This window comes from Burkholderia sp. BCC0044 (assembly GCF_902832955.1).
In the GTDB taxonomy this organism is placed as follows: Bacteria; Pseudomonadota; Gammaproteobacteria; order Burkholderiales; family Burkholderiaceae; genus Burkholderia.
Genome location: NZ_CADFDO010000002.1, coordinates 226,694 through 251,525 on the forward strand (window position 1 = coordinate 226,694; position 24,832 = coordinate 251,525).

A 24,832-nucleotide genomic window follows, 5' to 3' on the forward strand; every position below is an offset into this window, starting at 1 on the left:
TTTCCGAGGAAACACGCCATGCTCAAGACGCTCGCCCGCGCCGCTGCCGCACTCGCCGTCGCTTCCGTTTCGCTGCACGCCGCCGCGCAGACCAGCTACGACTACCTGTTGCTCGCCGCATCGTGGGAGCCCGGCTTCTGCGCGTCGCACGACACGCCGGAATGCACGAACCTCGCCGGCTCGTATGCGGCGACGAGCCTGTCGCTGCACGGGCTGTGGCCGAACCGCTACGACGGCAACCAGCCGTTCTACTGCGGCGTGCCGCAGAACGACATCGACCTCGACAACGCGCACCAGTGGTGCAGCATGGACGCGTACCCGATCAGCAGCGCGACGCGCAACACGCTGTCGACGTATATGCCGGGCGTTGCATCGTGTCTCGACAAGCACGAGTGGTTCAAGCACGGCACCTGCTCGAATTCGGCGACGCCCGATGCGTACTGGAACCAGGCGTCGGGCATGATCAGCCGCTTGGGCAACACGTCGTTCAACGCGTTCCTGCAGGCGAACGCGGGCAAGACGGTCACGCGTAACCAGTTGCTGTCGGCGTTCGAAGGCGCGTTCGGCAGCAACACGCGCAGCGCGGTGTCGCTGAAATGCACGAAGACAAATGGCGTGAGCTACTTCACCGAAGCATGGATCGCGGTGAAGACGAATGCGACCGCGCAGTTTCCGAGCGCCGCGTCGCTCGTGACGGACGGCAATACGCAGGGTACGTGCCCGACGTCGGGGGTGTTTATCGCGAAGTGAGGGGACGCGGGTGACGTGCGCGATGTCGCGCACGTCGCGGGCGGTCCGGGCATTCGGGGATGTCGGGCGCGTCGTTGATGGCGCGCATGCACGTTTGGCGGTCGGCGGCACACATCCGCTTCCCGCGTTGGTCGGCTGCGCTCAATGTGCCGCGCAAGGCGCGCCGAACCATCGCGTGACCGCCTGCGTGGCGGCGTCGATGTCCACGTCCGCATCGTCGTCGCAGGCCCAGGCGACGAAGCCGTCGGGGCGCACGAGCACCGCGCGCAATCCGAGCCGGTCTTTCGCGCCGCTCGCGATATAGGCGATGCGGTCGCGCCAGCGGCTTGCGAGTGCCCGAAGCGGCTGGTCCGCATCGAAGTCCAGCAGCACACCCTTGCCGTGCCTGACGTGTTCGCCGAGCCGCGTGCCGTCGGTCAGTTCGAAGTCCGGAACGCCGCGGCCCACGAGCGGATGGCCGCCGCCGAGATCGTACGCGAGCGACACGCCCCACAGGCGTTCGGCGAAGTACGTCGCGCCGTCGCGCGTGTCGACGAGATCGCGGATGATCGCCGCGAGCGCGCGCGAACCCGGGGACGGCCGCATCAGCGCGACCTGCGCACGCGACCAGTCGAGCACGCGTGCGCCCACCGGATGCCGTTCGTCCGTGTAGGTATCGAGCAGGGCCGCCGGCCCATCGCCGCGGATCGTCGCGGCCAGCTTCCAGCCGAGATTCATCGCATCGCCGAGCCCGAGATTGAGGCCCTGGCCGCCGAGCGGCGAGTGGATGTGCGCGGCGTCGCCCGCGAGCAGCACGCGGCCGTTGCGGTACGTCGATGCCTGGTACGCGCGGTCGGTCCACGTGGCGGCGAGCCGGAGCGCGGTCAACGTGACGCCGGTGCCGGACACGCGGCGCAGCACGGCCTGCGCATGCTCGAGCGTGACCGGCCCGCTCCGGTGGAACGTGCCGCCGTCGAACTCGACCAGCGCGACGGTTCCCGGCGGCGTGTACGTGTACATGCCGGCCGGCGTGTAGTGCCGGCCCGGCAGCAGCGCGCCCGGATCGGCGAACTCGGCTTCGATCGAGTAGCCGGTGAACTCGGCGTCGGTGCCTGCGAACGCGAAGCCGCCGGCCTTGCGGACCGCACTGCGGCCGCCGTCGCAGCCGACGAGCCAGCGTGCGTGGAATGTCTCGCCGCCTGCGTACAGCATGACCCCATCGTTCGACTGATCGAAGCCTTCGACGGCAAGGCCGCGCCGGATCTCGACGCCTGTTGTGTGCGCACGGGCCGTCAGCACGGATTCGACGCGCGCCATGTCGGTCGCCATGTGCGTGCCGGCCGGGCCGGGCAGATGGTACGGCCACTGCGACGCATCGATGTCGTCGTGGAAGAACTGGATGCCGGCGAAATGGCCGGCCGGACGACGCGCTTGCTGCATCCAGTGCGCGGTGTCCGTTGCGCGGGACGGCAGCGCGATGCCGTCGAGCAGGCCGCGACGGTAGAACGCGTCGATGGTCGGCGCGGACAGGCCGCGCATGCCGAACGGGAGAGGCTTCAGCGGAGATTCCGGATCGCCTGCCTGTTCGACCACCAGCACGGACGCACCGGCAAGGCGCAGCTCGCACGCGAGAAACAGGCCGACAGGGCCGGCTCCGGCAATCACGACATCATGGGTCACGGGTGGATTCATCGGTGGCGCGGGTTCAGGCTCGGCGGCCTGGTGTGATCGAGAGGGCGGTACGCGCCGGCATCGCGCGCGCTTCGGGAAAGTAGTGGAACGTCGTTCCATCGACAAGATATTGGAACGATGTTCCAGATGTGTCAAGCTAGCGCGCATGAAAACCAGCAACCGAACCGAGCGGCGTGCGGACGCGCTGTCGAAAGAGCGAATCGTCGAGGCCGCGATCGAGATCCTTGACCATGCAGGCGAGGGCGCGCTGACGTTTCGCGCGCTTGCCGCGCACCTGGCGACCGGAAGCGGCGCGATCTACTGGCATGTCGCAGACAAGCATGCCCTGCTCGCGGCGGCCGCGGATCAAGTGATCGCGAGTGCGCTGACGGACCTGCCGACGAAGCGTGACGGCGATGCGGCGAAAGCGATCCGGCGCATCGCGCTGCGCCTGTTCGACGCGTTCAGCGCGCATCCGTGGGTGGGCGCGCAGTTGTTCCGCGAGCCGTGGCAGCAGGCGGTGCTGCGGATACTGGAGCGCGTCGGCGGTCAGCTTCAGGCGCTGGGCGTGCCCGAGCCCGCGCAATTCAACGCGGCGTCGGCGCTGATGCATTACATCTTCGGGCTGGCTGGCCAGTATGCGGCCGGCGCGCGGCTGCATCCGCGCGAGACGGGGCAGCCGGAGATCGTCGCGGCCGTTGCCGAGCGGTGGGCGCAGCTGGAACCGTCGCAGTATCCGTTCGTGCGCAAGGTGGCGGCGCAACTGGCCGCGCACGACGAGCGTGCGCAGTTCCTGGCGGGCATCGACCTCATTCTGGCGGGGATAGGGGCGGCGGCCCGCTAAGCCCGCCGTCGGATGCATGGTTCCGAACGGCGGTGCGACGAGTCCGTTGTCACGCCAGCAGCCGAAGCGCGTCCGCGAGCGACAGCACCGTCGTGCGCGATTCGAACGCGGTGGCGAACAGATGCTCGTGGACGATCGGATCCGGGTCGTAGCAGCAATCCTTGACCGTGTAGAGGCGGAAGTCGGCGTCGCTCGCGTGGGCGATCGACGACAGCATCACGCCGGTCGACGCGATGCCGACCATGATCAGCGTATCGACGCCTTGTGCGAGCAGACGCGCGTGCAGATCGGTGCCGAAGAACACGCTTGCGCGGTGAGCGAGGATCAGCGGTTCGTCGGGCTGCCTGGCCAGTTCGGGGCACGGGGCGTCGACGATGAACAGGCCGAGTTGCTTGATGCCCTGGCCGTTCTTGTTGAGCGGGCTGACTTCCGGATAGCCGGGGCTGAAGCGAAGATTCGCGAACCAGACGCCGACGCCGGCAGCGCGTGCCGCGTCGCAGAGACGGCGCGTATTGGCGAGCAATTCAGGCGCGACCGACGGGAATAGGCCGAGGATGTCGGTCTGGTAATGCATGACGAGCAGCGCGGTTCTGGATGGCGCGATGGGGGGAATCCGGGAGGCCGTGCTTTGAGCGTGTGCGTTGTCATCATTGGCGGGCGAGTGGGTTGCCATTTCGATATCCGGTGCGGTTTCCTCGTTCATGAATAACGTTCTCCGTGCTGTTGGCGAGGTGCATCTGAATTTTTCGCGCACGTACTTCAAAAAAACCGACCGCCCCGCCGTATAAGTCGTCGACCCAACGCCGACGTGCCCGTGCCCTGGAAATATAAACCCGGGCGTGATTCCTTCAGAACGGCCCATGCGGGCAGCCACGCCGCCGTCAACGGCCGGGATCGGCAAAACGGTCACGCGTGGCCGTTGCAACCCGACATCGAAAAATGCCGCGCGCCACGAACGCGTTTTGTCCTTTCCGTCAACCGCTATCATGGACGTTCCTCTTCAAGGAGAACCCCCGATGAGCCGGCCGGATTTCATTAAGCACTGGACTGAACTCGAAGAACCGGATGCGCATTCCTATCGCGGCGATACCGAGCCAATGGCGCTCGACGCGCCGCTTTCCGCCGCACTCGGCATTACGCGTATTGGAATCCATCATGTCAGGCTGCTGCCCGGACGGCGGACGTCATATCCGCACGCCGAAAGTACCGAGCAGGAGTTTGTGTACGTGCTCGAAGGCAAGCCGGACGTATGGATCGACGGCGTGCTTCACCCCATTGCCGAGGGCGATTCCGTCGCGTTTCCGGCCGGCACCGGAATTTGTCACACCTTCATCAACAATACGAAGGACGAAGTCAGGTTGATGGTGATCGGCGAACGTCCTCGCGACGACAACCGCATTCGTTACCCGCTCAACGAAGCGTACGAACTGACCCGCGCGGACCGATGGGCGGACTGGCCCGACAGACCGCTCGGGGGCCATAACGGGATGCCGGACTGACGCTCACGCGGAAGACCGCATCGGCCGACCACCCGCCAGCGACGATATCCGGGCGAGTGACCGCCGTACTTTGCGGGTTCGGCCCGTCGATGCAACGAATGGATGAAATCGCTTAGCCGATGTATCGAAGCTCAGTGTGCTATTTCTTTGAAATCAATCCAGTCATATATTGATTCAGATCGCGAAAATCCTTGACCGTCCATGGGTGTGGCGGCAGAGCTTTTTCCCGTTGTCACTATCCGCAAAGGCTGGGGACGTTTGGGAAAGCAATGAAATTCCTAGTGAGGCGATAAGCAATGTTTTTATTTTTGTTGATTTTTTGTATAAGCCTGCGGATATCTCATCTGCGGATGAAGCGCGCCTGACCTCAATACTTCAAAAAATCGACCTTCCCGTATAAGTCGTCAACCACTCCAGCGCCAGCGTCCCCGCCAACGAATTCCCGTTCGCATCCAGCCCCGGCGCCCACACGCACACCGCCATCTCCCCGGGCAGCACCGCGACGATCCCGCCGCCGACGCCGCTCTTCGCCGGCAGCCCGACCCGATACACGAAATCGCCGGCCGCGTCATAGGTGCCGCAGGTCAGCATCAGCGCCGACAGCCGCTTCGCGGAACTCGAATCGACGACGCGCTCGCCGGTCGCCGGCGCGACGCCGCCGTTCGCGAGGAACAGCGCGGCGGTGGCGAGCTCCACGCAGTTCATCGTGATCGCGCACTGCCGGCAATATGCGTCGATCACCGTATCCGGCGGCATCTGCATGTTGCCGAAGCTCGCCATGAAATGCGCCATCGCGCGGTTGCGCTCCGCGTGCTGCAACTCCGACAGCGCGACGCGCGAATCGTAGTCGACGTCGTTCGAGCCGATCAGCCGCCGCACGAATTCGACGAGCGCCGTCTCGGCCTTCACGAAGCGGCGGCACAGCACGTCGGTGACGACCAGCGCGCCCGCGTTGATGAACGGATTGCGCGGCTTGCCGCGCTCGCTTTCGAGCTGGACCAGCGAATTGAACGCGGTGCCGGACGGCTCGCGGCCGACCCGTTCCCACAGTTCGTCGCCCAGCAGCTGGAACGCGAGCGTGCACGCGAACAGCTTCGAGATGCTCTGGATCGAGAAGCGCTCGTGCGCATCGCCGACCGTGTAAACGTTTCCGTCGAGCGTGACGACGGCCATCCCGAACTTGTCGGCGGGCACTTTCGCGAGTTCGGGAATGTAGTCGGCTACCCGGCCCTGGCCAATCCAGGGGGCGAGTTCGGTGTGGATGCGTTCAAGAATCGATTGGTAATTCATCACGTCAGGCAGGGTAGAGGCACGGCCGGATTCCGGCGAGCCCGTATGGAACCGTCCCGGCGCCGATTCGTCAAGCGCGGCCGGAATCGCGCCCTTATTTTCAAGACCGGCAAACAGGCGAGCGGCGGGCGCAGTATCATGCGGTACGTTTCGGCCGAGGGCCGGCGTCCGGCACCGGCCGGCGCCGCCGCGGCTTCCCCGATGATCCGACCGCCGCCCATGTCTTTTCGCATCCTGCTCGTCGAAGACGACACCCGCCTGTCCACGCTGATCGCCGGCTACCTGCGCAAGAACGACTATGAAGTCGACACTGTGCTGCATGGTGACGCCGCGGTGCCGGCGATCCTGTCCATTCGTCCCGATCTCGTCATTCTCGACGTGAACCTGCCGGGCAAGGACGGCTTCGAAATCTGCCGCGAGGCGCGCAAGCAGTACGACGGCGTGATCATCATGGTGACGGCGCGCGACGAGCCGTTCGACGAGCTGCTCGGCCTCGAATTCGGCGCGGACGACTACGTGCACAAGCCGGTCGAGCCGCGCATCCTGCTCGCGCGGATCAAGGCGCAACTGCGCCGCGCGCCCGCGCGTGCGGCCGAAAGCACCGCGCCGCAGCCGGAGCGCTACGCGTTCGGCAAGTTCTCGATCGACCGTACCGACCGCACCGTCTTGCTGCCCGACGGCAGCACGCCCGATCTGACGTCGGCCGAATTCGACCTGCTGTGGGCGCTCGTGTGCCACGCGGGCGAAGTCGTGAGCCGCGACGATCTTATGCTGCAGTTGCGCGGCGTCGAATTCGACGGCCTCGACCGCACGATCGACGGGCGCATCTCGAAGCTGCGCCGCAAGCTGCGCGACGACGCGAGCAACCCGCAACGGATCAAGACGATCCGCAGCAAGGGTTATCAATTCAGCAAGCACGCGTGGGAATGACGCCGCGCTCGCGCGCCGCCGTCACGTTCCGCGCGGGCATTCCGCCCGCCGCCCGGGAGCCGCGATGATTCGACGAACCCGTTCGCACCCCGATGCACCGCCGCTGCCGACGCTGCGCTACGTCAAGTGGCGCTGGCTGCATTTCCGCCGCGCGTGGACCGACACGCGCGCCGATCGCATTCCGAGCTGGTCGCGCCTGTACGTGCGCACCTACCTGCATCTGCTCGGCCTCGTGTTGCTGACCGCGCTGGTGCCCGCGCTCGCGCTGTGCGTCGAATTGTCGCCGGAGGTCGTGTGGCATGCGTTCGACTCGCTGCCGGGCGACATCTGGATCGTGCTCGCGTTCGTGTTCACCGCGCCCGCGCTCGCCGCGTACCGGTGGATGCGGCCGGTCTGGTCGGATCTGGTGATGGTGCGCGAGCGTGCGATCGACTTCACCGGCGGGCGCTTCAATACGCGTGCGCGGGAATCGCACAGCGTGATCATTGGCCCGCTCGCGCGCACGCTGAATGCGCTGGCGATGCGGATGGAGCGGCTGATCGCCGCGCAGCGCGATCTGACGAACGGGATCTCGCACGAGCTGCGCACGCCGCTCGCGCGCGTGCGCTTCGCGCTCGAAATGCTGCGCGAACCGGGGTCGGCGGCCGAATACCAGGGCGCGCTCGAGAGCATCGCGCAGGACGTGACCGAGCTCGAGGAGCTGATCGACATGAGCCTCACGTACGCGCGGCTCGAATACAGCTCGCTGCAGTCGAACCTCGAGATGACGGCGCCCGTCGCGTGGTTCGAGCACCAGGTGAACGACGCGCAACTGCTGTATCCGGACCGGGCGATCGAGTCGCGCATCGAGATCGGATCGGATTTGCGCGTGAAGATGGACCGGCGGCTGATGTCGTATGCGATGCGCAACCTGTTGCGCAACGCGAGCAAGTACGCGAAATCGCGGATCGTCGTCGGGATCTCGCTCGTGCACGGCAACATCGGGATCTTCGTCGAGGACGACGGCCCCGGCGTGCCCGAGGGCGAGCGCGAACGGATCTTCGACGCGTTCGTGCGCCTCGACCGTCGCACCGGCGGCTACGGGCTCGGCCTGTCGATCACGCGGCAGGTGCTCCATGCGCACAACGGCCGGATCGCGGTCGTCGATCCGGTCGAGCTCGGCGGCGCGCGGTTCGAGATCAGCTGGCCGGTCTAGGGCGACGCCGGGCGAGGCCCGGCACGCGGCAATCGTGAAGACGAAGGTCGCCGGTGAGCGCGCACGGCGTGACGCCGACACGGATGCCGCCTCGGCGGCATCCGCGTGTGCTCAGTAAGTGCGGCCGAGCTGCAGGTAGAAGTTGCGTCGGCCGCTGGGCGCGAGCGCCACGCCGATATAGACGGGCCCGAACGCGGTCGACAGGCTCGTGAAGAACGTGTAGCTCTGCTTGAGCGCGCCGCCGCCGATCTTCTGGCCGCTCGACCAGACGTTGCCGACTTCCGCGCTGGCGCCCACCGACAGCGCCTTGATCGGCGACGCGTTGAACGTCATCAACTGGTTCATGTACGTGATCTGCCCGTACGCGAGCTCGTTGCCGTTCAACTGGTCGGCCGCATAGGCGGACAGATGCTGGAAGCCGCCCAGCGTGAAGTTGAACGCATTGATCAGGTTGGTGCCGCCGATGCTCTTGCCGCCTTCGATCGTCGCGCTGACGCTGTGCCGGCCGAACTGCTGCGCAATCATCGCCTTGCCGTAGATCTCGGTATAAGGCGCGTTGCTGATCCCGTCGGCGAATTCCTGCGCCGAGCCGCCGTTGCGCGACACCAGCGAGCGTTCGACCCGCAGTTCGCCGAAATAACCCTTGCGCGGGAACATCGGATCGTCGAGCTGATCGATGACGAGCCGCGCCCGCGCGATCAGCGCCTGGGACGTGAAGCTCGGCCACAGCAGCGCCTGGCCGCTGCCGTCGTCGAACGGCACGTTGTAGGTCGGCGAGCCGTGCCCGGTCACGTAACCGAGGCCGACCCGGAAATCGCCGAGCCGCGCGATCGGCAGGCCGAGGTCGATCCCGGCGCGCGCCGTCTGCATCAGGTACTGCGTGATCTTCACGTCGCCGGAGTCGTCGTACAGGTTCGCATAGCGGCGCTGGTATTCCGCGTACGGCGACAGGTACACGCCGTACGCGGTCGACAGCGGCTGGCGCAATTCGACGCGCGCCGACTGCAGGTCGCTGCCGATCGTCGTGTCCGCGCGGAATTCGAGCCCCGACTCGGTGAGCCACGGCCGCCGGTAGCCGACGTGCAGGCGGAAGCCGCCCTCGTCGGTCGAACTGCTCGACATGCCGAGCCCGAACAGCAGGAAGTTGGGCCCCCAGTACTTCTCGCGCGCGTCGATCTCGAGCACGTTGTCGTCGCCGCGGCTCACGATCTGTTGCGTGACGCTCTCGAAGTTGCCGCCCGTCGTGAGCCCGAGCAGATCCTGGCTGACGGTCTTCGGATCGTAGATATCGCCGGGTTTCACGTGCAGCGCGTTGCTGACGACGCGCTTCGGCACGCCGCCGCTGGTCTTGATGTCGATGCGCGTGATCCGGATCGGCGGCGGCAGCGGCTGCGCGTGCGCGGACCGGTAGGCCGCGTACTGTTCCGGCGTGAGCGCGAAACGCCGCAGCTTCGGCAGCGCCGCGGTCGCGGCGAGCTCGCCGGCGGCGATCGCCTGCTTCGCGTTCTGGAAATCGGTGAACGCGAGCGCGCCGAGGTTCGGCGTGAGCAGCACGTCCTGCGCGTCGAGCTGCTTGCGCTGCGCGGTCACGTTCTGGCGGATCAGGATGCCGACCATCTGCTGCATCACGTCGGCCGGCGACGCGAGCGCGTCGAGCGGGCGCAGTTGCGAGCCGATGTCGACGGCAATCACGACGTTCGCGCCCATCTGCCGCGCGGTGTCGACGGGCAGGTTGCTGACGAGCCCGCCGTCCACGAGCGCGCGCCCGTTGATCTCGGCCGGCGCGAACAGGCCCGGCATCGCCATGCTCGCGCGAATCGCGAGCGGCAGCGAGCCGTGGTCGAGCACGACCATCTGGCCCGTCTGCAGATCGGTCGCGACCGCGCGGTACGGAATCGGCAACTGGTCGAACGGCTGGTTGGTCGGCACGGCGGCCGTCCAGTTCGCGAGCAGCGCCTGCAGCCGGTTGCCCTGTACGAGGCCGACCGGCGCCTTGACGCCTTTCTTGCCGAAGCCGAGCGTCAGCCCGTTGATGTACAGGCGTTCGTCTTCGCGGCTGGTTTGCGGCAGGTCCGCGCGGTCCGTCACGTCGAACGCGATATCCGCCAGGTTGACCTCCGACAGCCGCTTCTGCATCTCGTCGGCCGCCATCCCGCTCGCGTACAGGCCGCCGACCACGGCGCCCATGCTGGTGCCCGCGATGCAGTCGATCGGAATCCGGTTGTCCTCCAGCACCTTCAGGACACCGAGGTGTGCGTAGCCGCGCGCGCCGCCGCCGGACAGCACGAGGCCGATCGACGGGCGGCCGGCCGGGCCGCCGTCGGCCGCGCAGGTGTGCGCCGACGCGGCGGAGGCGGCGGGTGCGGCGGGCGTGGCGGCAGCCGGCGCGTCGGCGGCAGCGGCAACGGCCTGGGCCGCGACGGATTCGGCGGCCGGCAGCGGTTGCGCGGCGACCGTGCAGCACCAGAAGGCAACGAGCGTCGTGCAGAGCGGGCGCACCGGCGCCCAGCGGAAGGAAACGGTCGCTGTCATGGTGAAGATACCTGGCGTGATCGTGCGTCTGAGGCCTGCCGGGAGCAGGCAAGACCGAGAGATTACCGTGTTTTACAGGCCTGACGCGAGAGGCCGTTGCGTAGCCGGACGTGCCCGAAACGCCACATTCGGCAAATTCGTCGCGAAAAAATCAGCGGAATTGCCTAAAGTATCGGAACGATTTGCCGCTAAGCTCGTGATGGGGCGGTATGGACGCGCGGCAAAAAGTGCGGCGCGGCTGTCCCGGCCCGTTCCCTCACCAAGGTTTGATATGTCCACACCGCTGTTCGGAAAGTTGTTTGCGCAACCCGTTGCGATCGACCCGGGAACGGCGAGTACGCGGATCTATACGCATGAACGCGGCGTGGTGCTGAACCAGCCGTCGGTCGTCTGCTTCCGCAAGGGCGGCGCGAGCGACGCGCGGCCGACGCTCGAGGCGGTCGGCGAGCTCGCGAAGGCGCTGCTCGGCCGCGAACCGGGGCATCTGGAAGCCGTGCGGCCGATGCGGCACGGCGTGATCGCGGACGCGCACGCGGCCGAGCAGATGATCCGCAGCTTCATCGACATGTCGCGCACCCGCTCGCGCTTCGGCCGCCGCGTCGAGGTCACGTTGTGCGTGCCGTCCGACGCGACGGCCGTCGAGCGCCGCGCGATCCGCGAGGCCGCGTTCGCGGCCGGCGTATCGGAGGTCGAACTGATCGAGGAGTCGCTCGCGGCCGGGCTCGGCGCGGGCTTGCCGGTGACCGAGCCGGTCGGGTCGATGGTCATCGACATCGGCGGCGGGACGACCGAAGTCGCGGTGATCGCGCTCGGCGGCATCGTGTACCGCGAGGCGATTCGCGTCGGCGGCAGCCAGTTCGACGCGGCGATCGTCAACCATGTCCGCAACCTGTACGGCGTGCTGCTCGGCGAGCAGACGGCGGAGCACGTGAAGAAGACGATCGGCTCGGCCACCAGCGCGGTGCCGCGCACGTCGACCCGCGCCGTCGGCCGCGGCATCGGCGACGGTCTGCCGCGTTCGGTCGAGCTGTCCAATCACGACGTCGCGGACGCGCTGGCCGCGCCGCTCAAGCAGGTGATCGGCGCGGTGAAGTCGGTGCTGGAAAACGCGCCGGCCGAACTCGTGACCGACATCGCGAATCGCGGCGTGGTGCTCACGGGCGGCGGCGCGCTGCTCGCCGATCTCGAACGCCTGCTGTACGACGAGACCGGGCTGATCGCGCGGATCGCCGACGAGCCGGCCACCTGCGCGGTGCGCGGCGCCGGCGAGGCGATGGGGCGGCTCGCGATGTGTCCGGCCGATTGAGCCGGGGCGGTGCCGTCGGCCGCTGCCCGCCGCACGCATTCACATTCTTTCGATCTCCGTATTGCCGGCCTGCGTGGCCGGCATCGGTCCATCGCATGGACAGGCGCGGGCGCGCCGTGCTAGCGTGACGCGCCCGTTCGGGGCCGGGCCGGCCGATGCGCCCGACGACACCTGAGAGACCGGATACCTTGAAATATCGAACCAAACGGGGCTTCGCGGCCCGGGCCGGCCGCGTGCTGGCGATCGTCGCATGCGTGTGGGCCGCGGCGGCCGTCGCGATCGTCGTCCATGGCATGCGGATGCCCAGCGACCCGGCGGACGTCGCCGTGATCTTCGGCAACGCGCTCGACGCAACCGGCGCGCCGAAGCCCGTGCTCGCGGCCCGGCTCGATGTGGGCGTGCGCTGCTACCGCGCGGGGCAGTGCCCGGCGTTCCTGGTCAGCGGCGCGATCGACGGCCCCGGGCTGAACGAGGCGACGGCCATGCGCGACTACCTCGTGGCGCGCGGCGTGCCGGCGGAGCGGATCGCCGTCGACGACCAGGGCGACAACACGCTCGCGACCGCGCAGCACACGCTTGCCTACCTGCACGCGCATCGCGTGTCGCGCGTGCTGATCGTCAGCCAGTACTACCACCTCGCGCGGGCGCGCCTCGCGTTCGAGCGCGTCGGCATTGCGCGGTCGAACATCTCCGCCGCGTATCCGCGCCGCTTCCAGTTGCGCGATGTTTATTCGAGCTGGCGCGAGGTGCCCGCCTACGCAGTGTATGCGGTGCGGTTGTGGATGAATCCCGATGCGCGGCCGGTTTCGTTTCGGCCGATGCTTTATCTGATGCGGCTGTTTTCGTGATGTAGCGGCCCTGGGCGCGTGCGCTTCCGGTGTGAGGTCGTAGCTTTCCTGGTTTCCTGTCGCCTCATGCCGGCTGCGCGAACGTCATTGGCACCGAATAAACGATAACGATTCGTGTCGCGGATTCGTTGCAACGCAAAAAATAAAAATAATTCCGCCGGAAGCTTGAACATCGAGGTCTATGCGCTTGTTAAGCGGATGCTGATTATCCGTATTGATGGTTCATGACGATAAAAATATTGCGCTGCAAAATCCACGTGTGTTGAATCAAAGCCATATATCGGCGTTTTTGCTGATGCGACACGCCCGCTATCTTTGCGGAAAAGCAAAACAAGGCGGCGGAAAACGTGCCGGATGCCGCGACCGGTTGCTTTCGTCGAGTAAAAAGTACACGTTCGTCGACCCTTGATCCGATGGAAAACATCGACTGGAAAACGGTTAGAGTTTGATATAGCCTTGTCTGATAAAAGCAGGGCAGTAATCAAATCAACCAGAAAGTCGCTGCAAAAAAACAGGGGCCGCCATCATGTCATTCGACTAGTTTCGAACCTGCATTCCCGGGCTGTTAAAAAATTCATCCATGAATAAACCGACATCGCGTCGCGATTGCCGGAGCGGACGCTTTTATCCGTGATTTTCTGCCGCGTGCCATGCGGCCGCGATACCCATACCAGCGCCGAAATCGATAACGAGGGAAAGCATGAATATTGCGCGTTCGAAAAAAGCGGGTGAGCCGTTTCCGAGACTGTTGCTGCCCACCGGCGTGATCCTGGCGCTGTCGGGCGCGGGCATCGTTCCCGCCCATGCGACCTGCAGCACGGCGGGCACCACGGTGACCTGTTCCGGCGTCGCGAATCCGCTGGCGCCCAGTTATTCGAACAGCGCCAACAACGTGAACGCGACGGTCAACCCCGGTGCAAGCGTCGGCGTGCTGCTCGGCGTCGGCGGCACGGCGATGTCGTTGACCGGCAATAACGTCAGGCTGACCAACAACGGCACGATCGACCCGTCGGCGCTCGGCTCCGGGCTCGGCATACTGTCGAGCGGTGCCGTGGTCGGCAACGCGGCGGCGAGCGCCACGTTCGTGACCAACAACGCCACCATGAACGGCTCGACCGGCGTGGCGATCAGCGGCGTGACGGGCATGGCGCTGGCGGTTCAAAACGGCACGGGCGGCACGTCGACCATTTCGAACACCGGTACGATCGGCTCCACCCCACTGGTCGGCGCGACGCTGACTGGCGCCGATGCGCCGGTGGTCGCCGCCTATGGCGGCGGCACGGTCAACATGTCGAACAGCGGAACGATCACCGGTCGCGTGTCGTTGGGCTCGAGCGGCACACCGGGACAGGGCAATACATTCACCAACTCGGGCACGATCAACGGCGGCGTGTCGATGGGGGCGAACAGCACCAATACGTTCAATGCCGTGACGGGCTCGTCGGTCAATACGGCCGGCGGCACCGGCGGCGCCTTCAACATCACGGTCGGGCCGGTCACGCTCGGCGTGGCGGCAACCGGCGTCGTCGACGGCGGCGCGGGCGGCAACAATACGCTCAACCTGCAGCAAGGGGCCGCGGCAACCGGCACGATCGCGGTCAACAACTACATCAACTTCAATCACCTCGACGTCACGAGCGGCAACTGGACGATCAACGGCGCGTCCACCGCGCAGGACGCGACGCTGACGGGCGGCGTGGCGATCATCAACAACAACGCGTCGCTCGGCACCGGCACCGTCACGGGCAACGGCGGCGCGTTGCAGGCGGGCACGGCGGGGCTCGACGTGTCCAACAACGTGTCGCTCGGCGCGGGCGGCCTGACCGTGCAGGGCGCGACCGGGCTGACGCTGTCCGGCACGGTGTCGGGCGGCGGTGCGCTGACGAAGAACGACGGCGGCACGCTGACGCTGTCCGGCGCGAACAGCTACACGGGCGCCACGAACCTGAATGCCGGCGGCCTGGTGGTCGGCAACAATTCGGCGCTCGGCATCGGCGCGCTGAACGTCAACGCGTCGGCGTCGCTCGACGCGAACACGAACGTGACGCTCGGCAACACGGTCAATCTCGCCGCCGGCTCGACGCTGACGATCGGCGGCAGCAACGATCTCGGGCTGACCGGCGCGATCAACGGCAGCGGCGGCCTCACGAAGAACGGCTCGGCGACCACGACGCTGAGCGGCGCGAACACGTATACGGGCGACACGACCATCAACAGCGGCACGCTCGCGCTGAACGGGGCCGGCAGCCTGTCGGCGACCGGCACGGTCAACCTGACCGGTGCGGGCGCAACGTTCGACGTGAGCGGTGCGGCGGGCGCGCGGACGATCGGCGCGCTGGCCGGCGCGGCCGGCACGAACGTGAACCTCGGCGCCAATTCGCTGACGCTCGACGGCAGCGTCAATGCGACCTATGCCGGCACGATCGGCGGTTCGGGCAGCGTGACGCTGTCGGGTACCGGCACGCAATCGCTGACGGGCACGAACGTGTACACGGGCGGCACCAACCTGAACGGCGGCAACCTCGTCGTCGGCAGCAATACGTCGCTCGGCATCGGCGCGGTGAACGTGAACGGTTCGTCGTCGCTCGACGCGACGACCAACGTATCGCTCGCGAATGCCGTCAACATTGCGACGGGCACCACGCTGACACTTGGCGGCAGCACCGATCTCGGCCTCGGCGGCGTGGTTGCCGGCGGCGGCGGTCTCGTGAAGAACGGCGCGGCGACGCTCACGCTGTCGGGCGCGAACAACTATGCAGGCGGCACGACGCTGAACGCGGGCGGACTGGTGCTCGGCAACAACGCGGCGCTGGGCACCGGCGCGCTGACCGTCGGCGGCTCGGCGACGCTCGATACGAACACGAACCTCACGGTCGGCAATGCGATCGATATCGGGACGGGCCATACGCTGACGCTCGGCGGCAGCAACGCGCTCGGGCTGAGCGGGACGATTTCCGGCGCGGGTGCGCTCGTGAAGGACGGCGCGGCGACCACGACGCTGACGGGCGCGAACACATACACGGGCGGCACGACGATCAACGCCGGCACGCTGGCGATCGGCGCGGGCGGCAGCCTGTCGTCCACCGGTACGGTGAACCTGGTCAATCCGGGGGCCGCGCTCGACATCAGCGCGGGCAGCGCGCAGTCGATCGGCGCGCTGTCGGGCGGCGTCGGCACGAGCGTGAGCCTCGGCGCCAACGCACTGACGCTGGGCGGGACCGCGAGCGGCGCGTTCAGCGGCACGATCGGCGGCGCCGGCAGCCTGACGCTGGCGGGCACCGGCACGCAGACGCTGAACGGCGCAAATACGTACACCGGCGGGACGACCCTCAATAGCGGCAGCCTCGTGCTCGGCAACAACGGGGCGCTGGGCGCCGGCGCGCTGACCGTCGGCGGCGCGGCGACGCTCGATACGAACACGAGCCTGACGGTCGGCAATGCGGTCAATCTCGGCACGGGCGCCGCGCTGACGCTGGGCGGCAGCAATAACCTCACGCTGGGCGGCGCGATTTCCGGTGCGGGCAGCCTCGTGAAGGACGGTGCGGCAACCACGACGCTGACCGGCACGAATACCTACACGGGCGGCACGACGATCAACGCAGGGACGCTCGCACTCGGCGCGGGCGGCAGCCTTGCGTCGACCGGCGCGATGAACCTTGCCGGCGCCGGCGCGACGCTGGATTTGAGCGGCGCGGCGGGCGGGCAGACGCTCGGCGCGCTGTCGGGTGTTGCGGGAACGAACGTCAACCTTGGCGGCAACGCGCTGACGTTGGGCGGCACCGCCAGCGGTACGTTCAGCGGGGTGATCGGCGGCTCGGGCAGTCTCACGTTGTCGGGCACCGGCACGCAGACGCTGAACGGCGCAAATGCGTACACCGGCGGCACGAACCTCAATAGCGGCAGCCTGGTGCTCGGCAACGACGGAGCGCTGGGCGCCGGCGCGCTGAACGTCGGCGGCGCGGCGACGCTCGATACGAATGCCGCGCTGTCGGTCGGCAATGCGGTCAATCTCGGTACGGGCGCAGCACTGACGCTGGGCGGCAGCAACAGCCTCACGCTGGGCGGTGCGATTGCCGGTGCGGGCAGCCTCGTGAAGAACGGTGCGGCGACGACGACGCTGACCGGCGCGAACACCTATACGGGCGGCACGACGATCAACGCGGGGACGCTGGCGCTCGGCGCGGGCGGCAGCCTCGCGTCGACCGGCGCGATGAACCTTGCCGGTGCCGGCGCGGCGCTCGACCTGAGCGGAGCGACGGGCGGGCAAACGCTCGGCGCGCTGTCGGGCGTCGCGGGAACCAACGTCAACCTGGGCGGCAACGCACTGACGCTCGGCGGCACCGCGAGCGGCACGTTCGGCGGGGTAATCGGCGGCACCGGCAGTCTCACGTTGTCGGGCACCGGCACGCAGACGCTGTCCGGCGCGAACACCTATACGGGCGGCACGACGATCGGCGCCGGCAGCACGCTGGCGCTCGGCGCGGGCGGCAGCCTTGCGTCGACCGGCACGGTGAATCTGGCCGGGGCGGGCGCGACGTTCAACCTGAGCGGCGCATCGGGCGCGCAGACGATCGGCGCACTGACCGGCGCGGCCGGCACGAACGTGAACCTCGGCGGCAACGGGCTGACGCTGAGCGGCAACGGCAGTAACACGTTCGGCGGCGCGATCGGCGGCACCGGCGGCCTGACGCTGGCCGGCAGCGGCACGCAGACGCTGACGGGCGCGAACACGTATACCGGCGGTACCACGATCAGCGGCGGCGGCACGCTGGCGCTGGGCGCGGGCGGCAGCCTCGCATCGACCGGCGCGGTGAACCTCGCGGCCACGGGGGCGACGTTTGACGTGAGCGGCGCGGCGGGCGCGCAGACGATCGGCACGCTGACCGGCGCGGCCGGCACGAACGTGAATCTCGGCGCGAACGCGCTGACGCTGAACGGCAGCGGCAACACCACGTTCGGCGGCACGATCGGCGGGACGGGCGGCGTGACGGTCGCCGGCACCGGTACGCAAACGCTGACGGGCGCGAACACGTATTCCGGCGGCACGACGATCAACGGCGGCAGCACGCTCGCGCTGGGAGCCGGCGGCAGCCTCGCGTCCGGCAGCGCGGTGAACCTGGCGGGCGCGGGGGCGACGTTCGACGTGAGCGGCGCGACGGCCGCGCAGACGCTCGGCACGCTGACCGGGGCGGCCGGCACGAACGTGAATCTCGGCGCGAATGCGCTGACGCTGAACGGCAGCGGCAACGGGACGTTCGGCGGCGCGATCGGCGGGACGGGCGGCGTGACGTTCGCCGGCACGGGCACGCAAACGCTGACGGGCGCGAACACGTATTCCGGCGGCACGACGATCAACGGCGGCAGCACGCTCGCGCTGGGGGCTGGCGGCAGCCTCGCGTCGGGTAGCGCGGTAAATCTTGCGGGGACGGGCGCGACGTTCGACGTGAGCGGCGCGACCGGCACGCAAACGATCGGTGCGCTGTCGGGCGCGACCGGCACGAACGTGAATCTCGGCGCGAACGCGCTGACGCTGAACGGCAGCGGCAACACCACGTTCGGCGGCACGATCGGCGGAACGGGCGGCGTGACGCTGGCCGGCGCCGGCACGCAGACGCTGACGGGCGCGAACACGTACACGGGCGGCACGACGATCAACGGCGGCAGCACGCTCGCACTCGGCGCGGGCGGCAGCCTCGCGTCGACGGGCGCGGTGAATCTCGCGGGGACGGGCGCGACCTTCGACGTGAGCGGGGCGACCGGCACGCAAACGGTCGGTGCGCTGTCGGGGGCGGCCGGGACGAACGTGAATCTCGGCGCGAATGCGCTGGCGCTGAACGGCAGCGGCAGCAGTACGTTCGGCGGCACGATCGGCGGTTCGGGCGGCGTGACGGTGGCGAGCGGCACGCAGGTGCTGACGGGCGCCAACACGTACACGGGCGGCACGACGATCGCAGCCGGCGGCACGCTGCAGCTCGGCAACGGCGGCACGTCGGGCAGCGTGGCCGGCAACGTCGTCGACAACGGTGCGCTGATCGTCAATCAATCGGGCAATGTGACGATCGCGAGCGTGCTGTCCGGCACCGGCTCGCTCACCCAGGCCGGCAGCGGACAACTCACGCTGACCGGCACGAGCACGCTGAGCGGGCCGACCACGGTCGGCGCGGGCACGCTCGCCGTCAACGGTTCGCTCGGCCAGTCGACCGTCACCGTGCAGAACGGCGCGACGCTGACGGGCACCGGCACGATCGGCGGCCTCGTGGTGCAGGGCGGCGCGACGGCGGCCGCCACGCAGCCGGGCGCGGCGCTGAACGTGGGCGGCAACGTCACGTTCCAGCCGGGCTCGACGTTCCAGGTCGCCGCCACGCCGCAGCAAAGCGGCAGCCTCGCGGCGAGCGGCGCGGCGACGCTGAACGGCGGCACCGTGCAGGTGCTCGCGAACCAGAGCGGCTATCAGCCGAGCACGACGTACACGATCCTCAGCGCGTCGTCGGGCGTGCAGGGCGCGTTCACCCAGGTGAGCGCGAACTACGCGTTCCTGACGCCGACCCTCAGCTACGATCCCGGTCACGTGTACCTGCGGCTGGTCCAGAACGGCACGTCGCTGCCCGACGTCGCGACGACGCCGAACCAGCGCGCGGTCGCGACCGCGTTGGGCGGGCTCGGCGCCGGCAATCCGCTGTACGACGCGGTGCTGACGACCGATGCGCCCACCGCGCGCCGCGCGTACGGGCTGCTCGACGGCGAACTGCAGGCGAGCCTGAAGAGCATGCTGCTGCTCGACAGCCGCTATGTGCGTGACGCGGTGACCGATCGTGTCCGTCAGGGACTCGCGCCCGGATCGGGCCCGCTCGCGGCCCTGTCGTCGGGCGGCGCCGCGCTGTGCGGCGACAACACGGCCGGCGTGGTCGACCCGACGCTGCCGCCGGAACGCCGGATCGGTTCGCGCGACGGATGCTATGGCGGCACGCCGTATCAGCCGGTCGTCTGGGGGCAGGCGTTCGGCGGCCGCAGCCGGCTCGCCGGCGACGGCAACGCGTCGACGATCAACCGCAGCATGACGGGCTTCATCGCCGGCGCCGACATGGCGCTCAACGACAAGTGGCGCGCGGGCCTCGCCGCGGGCGTCACGCACAGCTCGCTCGACAACGACCAGAGTGCGTCGGCGGCGGTGAACAGCTACTACCTGTCGCTGTACGGCGGCGCGCAGTACGGCGCGCTCGGCGTGCGCGGCGGCGCGTCGTACACGTGGTACCGGATCAACAGCGACCGCTATCCGGGCTTCGCGGGCTTCTCCGATCACGACTCGGCCGGCTACAACGCGCATTCGGCGCAGGTGTTCGGCGAAGTCGGCTACGCGCTGCCGGTCGGGCCGGTCGCGATCGAACCGTTCGCGGGCCTCGCGTACGTGAACCTGCATACCGACGGCTATACGGAAACCGGCGGCGCGGCCGCGTTGCGCGCGGGCGGCGAGACGACCCACGTCGGCTTCTCGACGCTCGGCCTGCGCGCGGCATCGCAGCTCGGCTCGATCGCGAGCGGCACGTTCACCGCGCGCGGGACGGTCGGCTGGCGGCATGCGTTCGGCAACGTGCGGCCGTCGTCTGCGTTCACGTTCGCGAACGGCGGCACGTCGTTCCAGGTGTCGGGCGTGCCGATTGCTCGCGACAGCGCGGTGCTCGAAGCCGGCATCGACGCGAACATCACGAAGCGCCTGACGCTCGGCCTCACGTACAGCGGCCAATACGGCAGCGGCGTGCGCGACAACGCGATCCTCGGCAACATCCTGTGGAAATTCTGACCGGCAACTGACGAGCCCGTACGCGGCGCGCGGCGACGAAGCAATGTCGCCTTGCGCCGCGGCCGTTTCGTCGCTGCGCACGTTCGCCGTTCTGGCCTATCCTGTGCGAAACACGCGACGCGCACCGCGCGTTGCGCCTCGACACAGGAGCATCGATGCCGAATCACGCCGAAGCCACGACGACGCAGGCGCCGCAAGTCGCGCCGATTGCCCCGACCATCGCGTCGGGTCCCGCTTTCATCGCGCCCGAAGCCGATCCGCAGGTCCTCGCGCGCAACAACCAGTACGTGCTGAAATCCGGCGACGCGTTCGTGGTCAGCGACGCGCTCGGCGACATCGGCGGGCATGACGACGGCCTGTTCGTCGACGACATGCGCGTGCTGTCGACCTGGCGCCTGACGTTCGGCGGCCGCGCGCCGTCGCTGCTGTCGGGCGCGACGAGCGCCGACAACGCGTCGTTCACCGCGCACCTGACGAACCGCCCGCTGCCGCCGCTCGGCGGCCAGGAGACGCCCGAGGGCGTGATCCATATCGAGCGCATGCGCGTGCTCGCGGGCGACGTGCTGTACGAAGCGCTGACCTTGACGAACTACGGCGCGAGCGAAGCCGAGGTGCCGCTGTCGCTGTCGTTCGCGGCCGATTTCAAGGACATGTTCGAAGTGCGCGGCACGCGGCGGCCGAAGCGCGGCACGGTGGGCGCGCCGCGCGTCGACGCGGGCGCGGTGCGGCTGCGCTACGACGGCCTCGACAGCGTGGAGCGCAACGTGACCGTGCATTTCTCGCCGGCGCCCGACGCGCTGTCGGTCGATCGCGCCGACTACACGCTGAAGATCGCCGCGCAGGCGTGCGTGTCGATCTACCTGACCGTCGATGCGACGCTCGGGCCCGCGCAGGCCGACGGGCCCGGATGCGGCCGCGTCGCGCTGCGCACCGCGCTCGTCGGCGTGCATCGCGAGATGCGGGCACGGCGCGAGTCGATGGCGCGCGTGAACACCGGCAATCCGCTGTTCGACGCGTGGCTCGATCGTTCGCTCGCGGATCTCGGGCTGCTGACGACGCAGCTCGACACGGGGCCGTACCCGTATGCGGGCATTCCGTGGTTCTCGACGCCGTTCGGCCGCGACGCGATCATCACGTCGCTGCAGATGCTGTGGCTGCAACCGTCGCTCGCGCGCGGCGTGCTGCGTTTTCTCGCCGAGCATCAGGCGCGCGAGACTTCCGCGTTCCGCGATGCCGAGCCCGGCAAGATCATGCACGAGTTCCGCCGCAGCGAGATGGCCGCGACGGGCGAGGTGCCGTTCGCGCTGTACTACGGCGGCGTCGATACGACTCCGCTGTTCATCGTGCTCGCGGGCGCCTATGTCGAACGCACCGGCGACGATGCGCTGATCGACGAGCTGTGGCCCGCGCTCGAGCGCGCCGCGCAATGGGTGACCGACAAGTGCGACCGCAATCCGTACGGACTGCTCGATTATCAGCGCACGTCGGAGCGCGGCCTCGCGAACCAGGGCTGGAAGGACAGCCACGATTCGGTGTTCCACGCGGACGGCCGTTTCCCGGACGGGCCGATCGCGCTCGTCGAAGTGCAGGCCTATGCGTGCGCGGCGCTCGACGCGATGTCGGCGTGCTCGCACCGGCGCGGCCACGCGGCCGACGCGACGCGCTACGCGCTGCGTGCGAAGACGCTGCGCGATCAGGTCGACGCGCTGTTCTGGATGCCCGAAGGCGACTTCTACGGGATCGCGCTCGACGGTCATGGCGACCTGTGCCGTGTGTTCGCGTCGAACGCGGGCCACCTGCTGGCGTTCGGGCTGCCCGACGCGGAGCGCGGCGCGGCGGTCGCCGGCGTGCTCGGCTCGGCGCTGTTCCAGACCGGCTGGGGCATCCGCACGCTCGCGGCCGGCCAGCCGCGCTTCAACCCGATGGCCTATCACAACGGCTCGGTGTGGCCGCACGACAATGCGCTGATCGCGCGCGGCCTGGCGCGCTACGGCGACAAGACGGCCGCGGTGAATCTGCTGCGTGCGCTGTTCGAGGCGGCGGTGAGCTTCGAGATGCGCCTGCCCGAACTGTTCTGCGGGTTCCCGCGCCGGCGCGGCGAACCGCCGACCGCGTATCCGGTGGCCTGCCTGCCGCAGGCGTGGGCGGCCGGCGCGCCGTTCATGATGCTGCAGGCCTGCCTCGGCGTGAGCATCGACGCGTCGCGCCACGAGGTGCGCGTCGAGCGCCCGGCGTTGCCGGAAGGCGTCGACTGGCTGCGGATCGATGCGCTGCGCGTCGGCGACGAAACCGTGTCGCTGACGTTCCGCCGCGTCGACGGCCAGGTCGTCGCGTCGGCGGAGCAGCCGGGCCGCGTGAAGGTGGTCGCGGTGCTGTAGCGGGGCGCTGCGCGAACGTTGCGCGATGTCGCGCCACGTTCGCGCGCGGCGGCATAGAATCGCGACATGACCCTTGAACGATGGCGGAGGTAGACGATGACGACCGACAACCGGCCCGACGACGGCGAGCACAAGCTCGAGAATCTGGAAGCGGCGGTCGACCACCTGCACAAGTCGATCGAATCGCAGAGCATTGCGGTTGGCGCGGCGAAGGGCATTCTGTTCAGCCTGATCGAAACGCTCGGCGCGCTGATCGGCGATCCCGACCTGCCCGAGCATGCGCGCTCGGGCTACGAAGCGCTGCGCGACAAGGCGAGCGAATTGCGCGGCGGGCTCGACCGCCATTGATGCACGGGCGGCGCAGGCGCTGCCCGATTCGGCGGACGCAGCACAAAACCCCGTGCGCTCAATCAGTTAGGTGCCCGATACGCAGGATATCCACAAGCTTGCCAACACAATCTGTGGAGAACCACCCGGCTCTCGGCCGGGTGCGCCGCGCGTGCGCGGCATGCGGCTAGACAACCGTTCCGGTGCCACACCATTGACCGGTCAAGGTCCGTGGATCGAATCTCCTTGTGTATCAAGATGTTACGCATCTGATATGACGGATATCCACAGGCTTGCCAACAAAATCTGTGGACAACTCGCGATCGATTGCATCGCCCTGGTTGAGGATCCGATCGGCATGCGGCGCGTGCGCGAAGCCCGTGCGCAAAGGCTGCCCGCGCCGTGCATCGGCGCGCGAATGCGTGCGCGATCAAGGGCTTAGGCCCCGGGTACCCAGGATATCCACATCCTTGCCAACACTTTCTGTGGACAAATGCGGCCGCGTTATTCGGCCGGCGCCGCGTCGGCCGCTTCCGCCACGATCCAGTCGCGAAAGAGCGTCATCGCGGGCGTCAGCGGTTTCGACTTCAGCGACGTGAGCCAGTAGCCGCCCGCGCGCACGTCGATGTCGAGCGGTCGCGCGAGCTGGCCGAGCTGCAGTTCTCGCGCGAACATGCAGGCAGGCGCGAGCGCGACGCCCGCACCCTGCATCGCTGCCTCGACCATCAGCCGCGACGAATCGAATACCGGCCCGTTGACGGCCCACGGTTCGAGCTGCGCGGCGTCGAACCAGCCGAGCCATTCGTCGGTGCGGTACGAGCGCAGCAGCGTTTCGTTCGCGAGATCGGCTGGCTGCGCGATGCGCCGCGCAATGTCTGGCGCGCACAGCGCGGTGAGCGGCGCATCGAGCAGCCGCTCGTTGCGCGTCGTCGGCCAGTTGCCAACGCCAAAGCGGATCGCGAAGTCGAGGCCCTCGGCGGCGAGATCGACGACGTTGTTGTTGGTCCGCAGCCGCAGCTCGACGAAGGGGTGCGTGTCGCCGAACTGCTTGAGCCGCGGCATTAGCCAGCCTAGGGCAAAGGTGCCGACGACGCCGAGCGTCAGCACCTCGTGGAAACGCCCGCCGTCGAACTGCTTGAGCACCGTCTCGATCCGGCTGAACGCGTCGCTCAGCACCGGCAGCAGCGCGCGGCCCTCATCGGTCAGCCCGAGACCGCGCGGCAGCCGCGTAAACAGCGTGCAGCCGAGCCGCTCCTCGAGCGAGCGCACCTGCTGGCTGACGGCCGCCTGCGTCACGCTCAGCTCGAGGCCGGCGCGCGTGAAGTTCAGGTGGCGCGCCGACGATTCGAACGCGCGCAACGCATTGAGCGGAAGATGGGGGCGGAGGCTCGGCATAAGAATTTCTTTTGTCAGCGCTCAATTATCGTTGCTTGTCGGTCAACCGTAAAGTCTCGATAGTGCTGTCTCGGCGGCCGGCCGTTTTCA

General features: G+C 68.3%; 15 protein-coding genes. 10 read left to right on the plus strand and 5 right to left on the minus strand.

Features of this window, described 5'->3' with window-relative positions; all coding sequences use genetic code 11:
* The first annotated feature begins 18 nt into the window (after positions 1-18).
* On the plus strand, positions 19-750 hold the full coding sequence (locus HWX14_RS09660; protein WP_006498851.1) for a ribonuclease T2: 732 nt from the start codon (positions 19-21) through the stop codon (positions 748-750).
* A gap of 141 nt (positions 751-891) precedes the next feature.
* On the opposite strand, the gene HWX14_RS09665 is transcribed toward HWX14_RS09660, so the two are convergent.
* Positions 892-2,421: an FAD-dependent monooxygenase gene (locus tag HWX14_RS09665; protein ID WP_175882521.1), complete on the minus strand. Its 1,530-nt coding sequence runs from the start codon at positions 2,419-2,421 to the stop codon at positions 892-894.
* A gap of 145 nt (positions 2,422-2,566) precedes the next feature.
* Between HWX14_RS09665 and HWX14_RS09670 the strand changes: the two genes are divergently transcribed.
* Positions 2,567-3,244, plus strand: coding sequence for a TetR/AcrR family transcriptional regulator C-terminal domain-containing protein (locus HWX14_RS09670; RefSeq protein ID WP_175882522.1), 678 nt, complete (start codon positions 2,567-2,569; stop codon positions 3,242-3,244).
* 49 nt (positions 3,245-3,293) lie between these two features.
* Here the strand turns inward: HWX14_RS09670 and HWX14_RS09675 are convergent, their stop codons facing one another.
* Positions 3,294-3,917, minus strand: a complete 624-nt coding sequence (locus tag HWX14_RS09675) for an isochorismatase family cysteine hydrolase (protein WP_244130243.1) — start codon at positions 3,915-3,917, stop codon at positions 3,294-3,296.
* A 343-nt stretch (positions 3,918-4,260) separates the two neighbouring features.
* Here HWX14_RS09675 and HWX14_RS09680 point away from each other — a divergent pair, with 343 nt between their 5' ends.
* Positions 4,261-4,743, plus strand: a complete 483-nt coding sequence (locus HWX14_RS09680; protein WP_175882523.1) for a cupin domain-containing protein — start codon at positions 4,261-4,263, stop codon at positions 4,741-4,743.
* Between the two features lie 375 nt (positions 4,744-5,118).
* Here the strand turns inward: HWX14_RS09680 and HWX14_RS09685 are convergent, their stop codons facing one another.
* Complete coding sequence (locus HWX14_RS09685) at positions 5,119-6,033, minus strand: glutaminase (RefSeq protein WP_175882524.1); 915 nt, start codon at positions 6,031-6,033, stop codon at positions 5,119-5,121.
* 219 nt (positions 6,034-6,252) lie between these two features.
* Here HWX14_RS09685 and HWX14_RS09690 point away from each other — a divergent pair, with 219 nt between their 5' ends.
* Both HWX14_RS09690 and HWX14_RS09695 read left to right on the plus strand, forming a co-directional pair.
* Positions 6,253-6,963, plus strand: coding sequence for a response regulator (locus HWX14_RS09690; protein WP_175882525.1), 711 nt, complete (start codon positions 6,253-6,255; stop codon positions 6,961-6,963).
* 64 nt (positions 6,964-7,027) lie between these two features.
* The gene (locus tag HWX14_RS09695; RefSeq protein ID WP_175882526.1) at positions 7,028-8,158 is read left to right on the plus strand and encodes an ATP-binding protein; all 1,131 of its coding nucleotides are present in this window, start codon (positions 7,028-7,030) and stop codon (positions 8,156-8,158) included.
* A gap of 111 nt (positions 8,159-8,269) precedes the next feature.
* On the opposite strand, the gene HWX14_RS09700 is transcribed toward HWX14_RS09695, so the two are convergent.
* Complete coding sequence (locus tag HWX14_RS09700) at positions 8,270-10,690, minus strand: patatin-like phospholipase family protein (RefSeq protein ID WP_175882527.1); 2,421 nt, start codon at positions 10,688-10,690, stop codon at positions 8,270-8,272.
* A gap of 271 nt (positions 10,691-10,961) precedes the next feature.
* On the opposite strand from HWX14_RS09700, the gene HWX14_RS09705 reads away from it, so the two are divergent.
* From HWX14_RS09705 to HWX14_RS09725, 5 genes are all read left to right on the plus strand, one after another.
* The gene (locus HWX14_RS09705) at positions 10,962-11,996 is read left to right on the plus strand and encodes a rod shape-determining protein (protein WP_175882528.1); all 1,035 of its coding nucleotides are present in this window, start codon (positions 10,962-10,964) and stop codon (positions 11,994-11,996) included.
* A gap of 155 nt (positions 11,997-12,151) precedes the next feature.
* On the plus strand, positions 12,152-12,844 hold the full coding sequence (locus HWX14_RS09710; RefSeq protein WP_175882529.1) for a YdcF family protein: 693 nt from the start codon (positions 12,152-12,154) through the stop codon (positions 12,842-12,844).
* Positions 12,845-13,544: 700 nt separating this feature from the next.
* The gene (locus HWX14_RS09715) at positions 13,545-20,642 is read left to right on the plus strand and encodes an autotransporter-associated beta strand repeat-containing protein (protein ID WP_175882530.1); all 7,098 of its coding nucleotides are present in this window, start codon (positions 13,545-13,547) and stop codon (positions 20,640-20,642) included.
* A 155-nt stretch (positions 20,643-20,797) separates the two neighbouring features.
* Positions 20,798-23,020, plus strand: a complete 2,223-nt coding sequence (locus HWX14_RS09720) for an amylo-alpha-1,6-glucosidase (RefSeq protein WP_175882531.1) — start codon at positions 20,798-20,800, stop codon at positions 23,018-23,020.
* A gap of 96 nt (positions 23,021-23,116) precedes the next feature.
* Complete coding sequence (locus HWX14_RS09725; RefSeq protein WP_006482135.1) at positions 23,117-23,368, plus strand: hypothetical protein; 252 nt, start codon at positions 23,117-23,119, stop codon at positions 23,366-23,368.
* A gap of 483 nt (positions 23,369-23,851) precedes the next feature.
* Here the strand turns inward: HWX14_RS09725 and penR are convergent, their stop codons facing one another.
* Entirely contained in the window at positions 23,852-24,742 is an 891-nt protein-coding gene (gene penR, locus HWX14_RS09730) for a beta-lactamase transcriptional regulator PenR (protein WP_175882532.1), read from the minus strand.
* Between the last annotated feature and the right edge of the window lie 90 nt (positions 24,743-24,832).

Bases quoted from the DNA above. Each gene is read 5' to 3' on its own strand.
- HWX14_RS09660 (WP_006498851.1), top strand. From the start codon at position 19: ATGCTCAAGACGCTCGCCCGCGCCGCTGCCGCACTCGCCGTCGCTTCC.
- HWX14_RS09665 (WP_175882521.1), bottom strand. From the start codon at position 2,421: ATGAATCCACCCGTGACCCATGATGTCGTGATTGCCGGAGCCGGCCCT.
- HWX14_RS09670 (WP_175882522.1), top strand. From the start codon at position 2,567: ATGAAAACCAGCAACCGAACCGAGCGGCGTGCGGACGCGCTGTCGAAA.
- HWX14_RS09675 (WP_244130243.1), bottom strand. From the start codon at position 3,917: ATGGCAACCCACTCGCCCGCCAATGATGACAACGCACACGCTCAAAGC.
- HWX14_RS09680 (WP_175882523.1), top strand. From the start codon at position 4,261: ATGAGCCGGCCGGATTTCATTAAGCACTGGACTGAACTCGAAGAACCG.
- HWX14_RS09685 (WP_175882524.1), bottom strand. From the start codon at position 6,033: ATGAATTACCAATCGATTCTTGAACGCATCCACACCGAACTCGCCCCC.
- HWX14_RS09690 (WP_175882525.1), top strand. From the start codon at position 6,253: ATGTCTTTTCGCATCCTGCTCGTCGAAGACGACACCCGCCTGTCCACG.
- HWX14_RS09695 (WP_175882526.1), top strand. From the start codon at position 7,028: ATGATTCGACGAACCCGTTCGCACCCCGATGCACCGCCGCTGCCGACG.
- HWX14_RS09700 (WP_175882527.1), bottom strand. From the start codon at position 10,690: ATGACAGCGACCGTTTCCTTCCGCTGGGCGCCGGTGCGCCCGCTCTGC.
- HWX14_RS09705 (WP_175882528.1), top strand. From the start codon at position 10,962: ATGTCCACACCGCTGTTCGGAAAGTTGTTTGCGCAACCCGTTGCGATC.
- HWX14_RS09710 (WP_175882529.1), top strand. From the start codon at position 12,152: ATGCGCCCGACGACACCTGAGAGACCGGATACCTTGAAATATCGAACC.
- HWX14_RS09715 (WP_175882530.1), top strand. From the start codon at position 13,545: ATGAATATTGCGCGTTCGAAAAAAGCGGGTGAGCCGTTTCCGAGACTG.
- HWX14_RS09720 (WP_175882531.1), top strand. From the start codon at position 20,798: ATGCCGAATCACGCCGAAGCCACGACGACGCAGGCGCCGCAAGTCGCG.
- HWX14_RS09725 (WP_006482135.1), top strand. From the start codon at position 23,117: ATGACGACCGACAACCGGCCCGACGACGGCGAGCACAAGCTCGAGAAT.
- penR (WP_175882532.1), bottom strand. From the start codon at position 24,742: ATGCCGAGCCTCCGCCCCCATCTTCCGCTCAATGCGTTGCGCGCGTTC.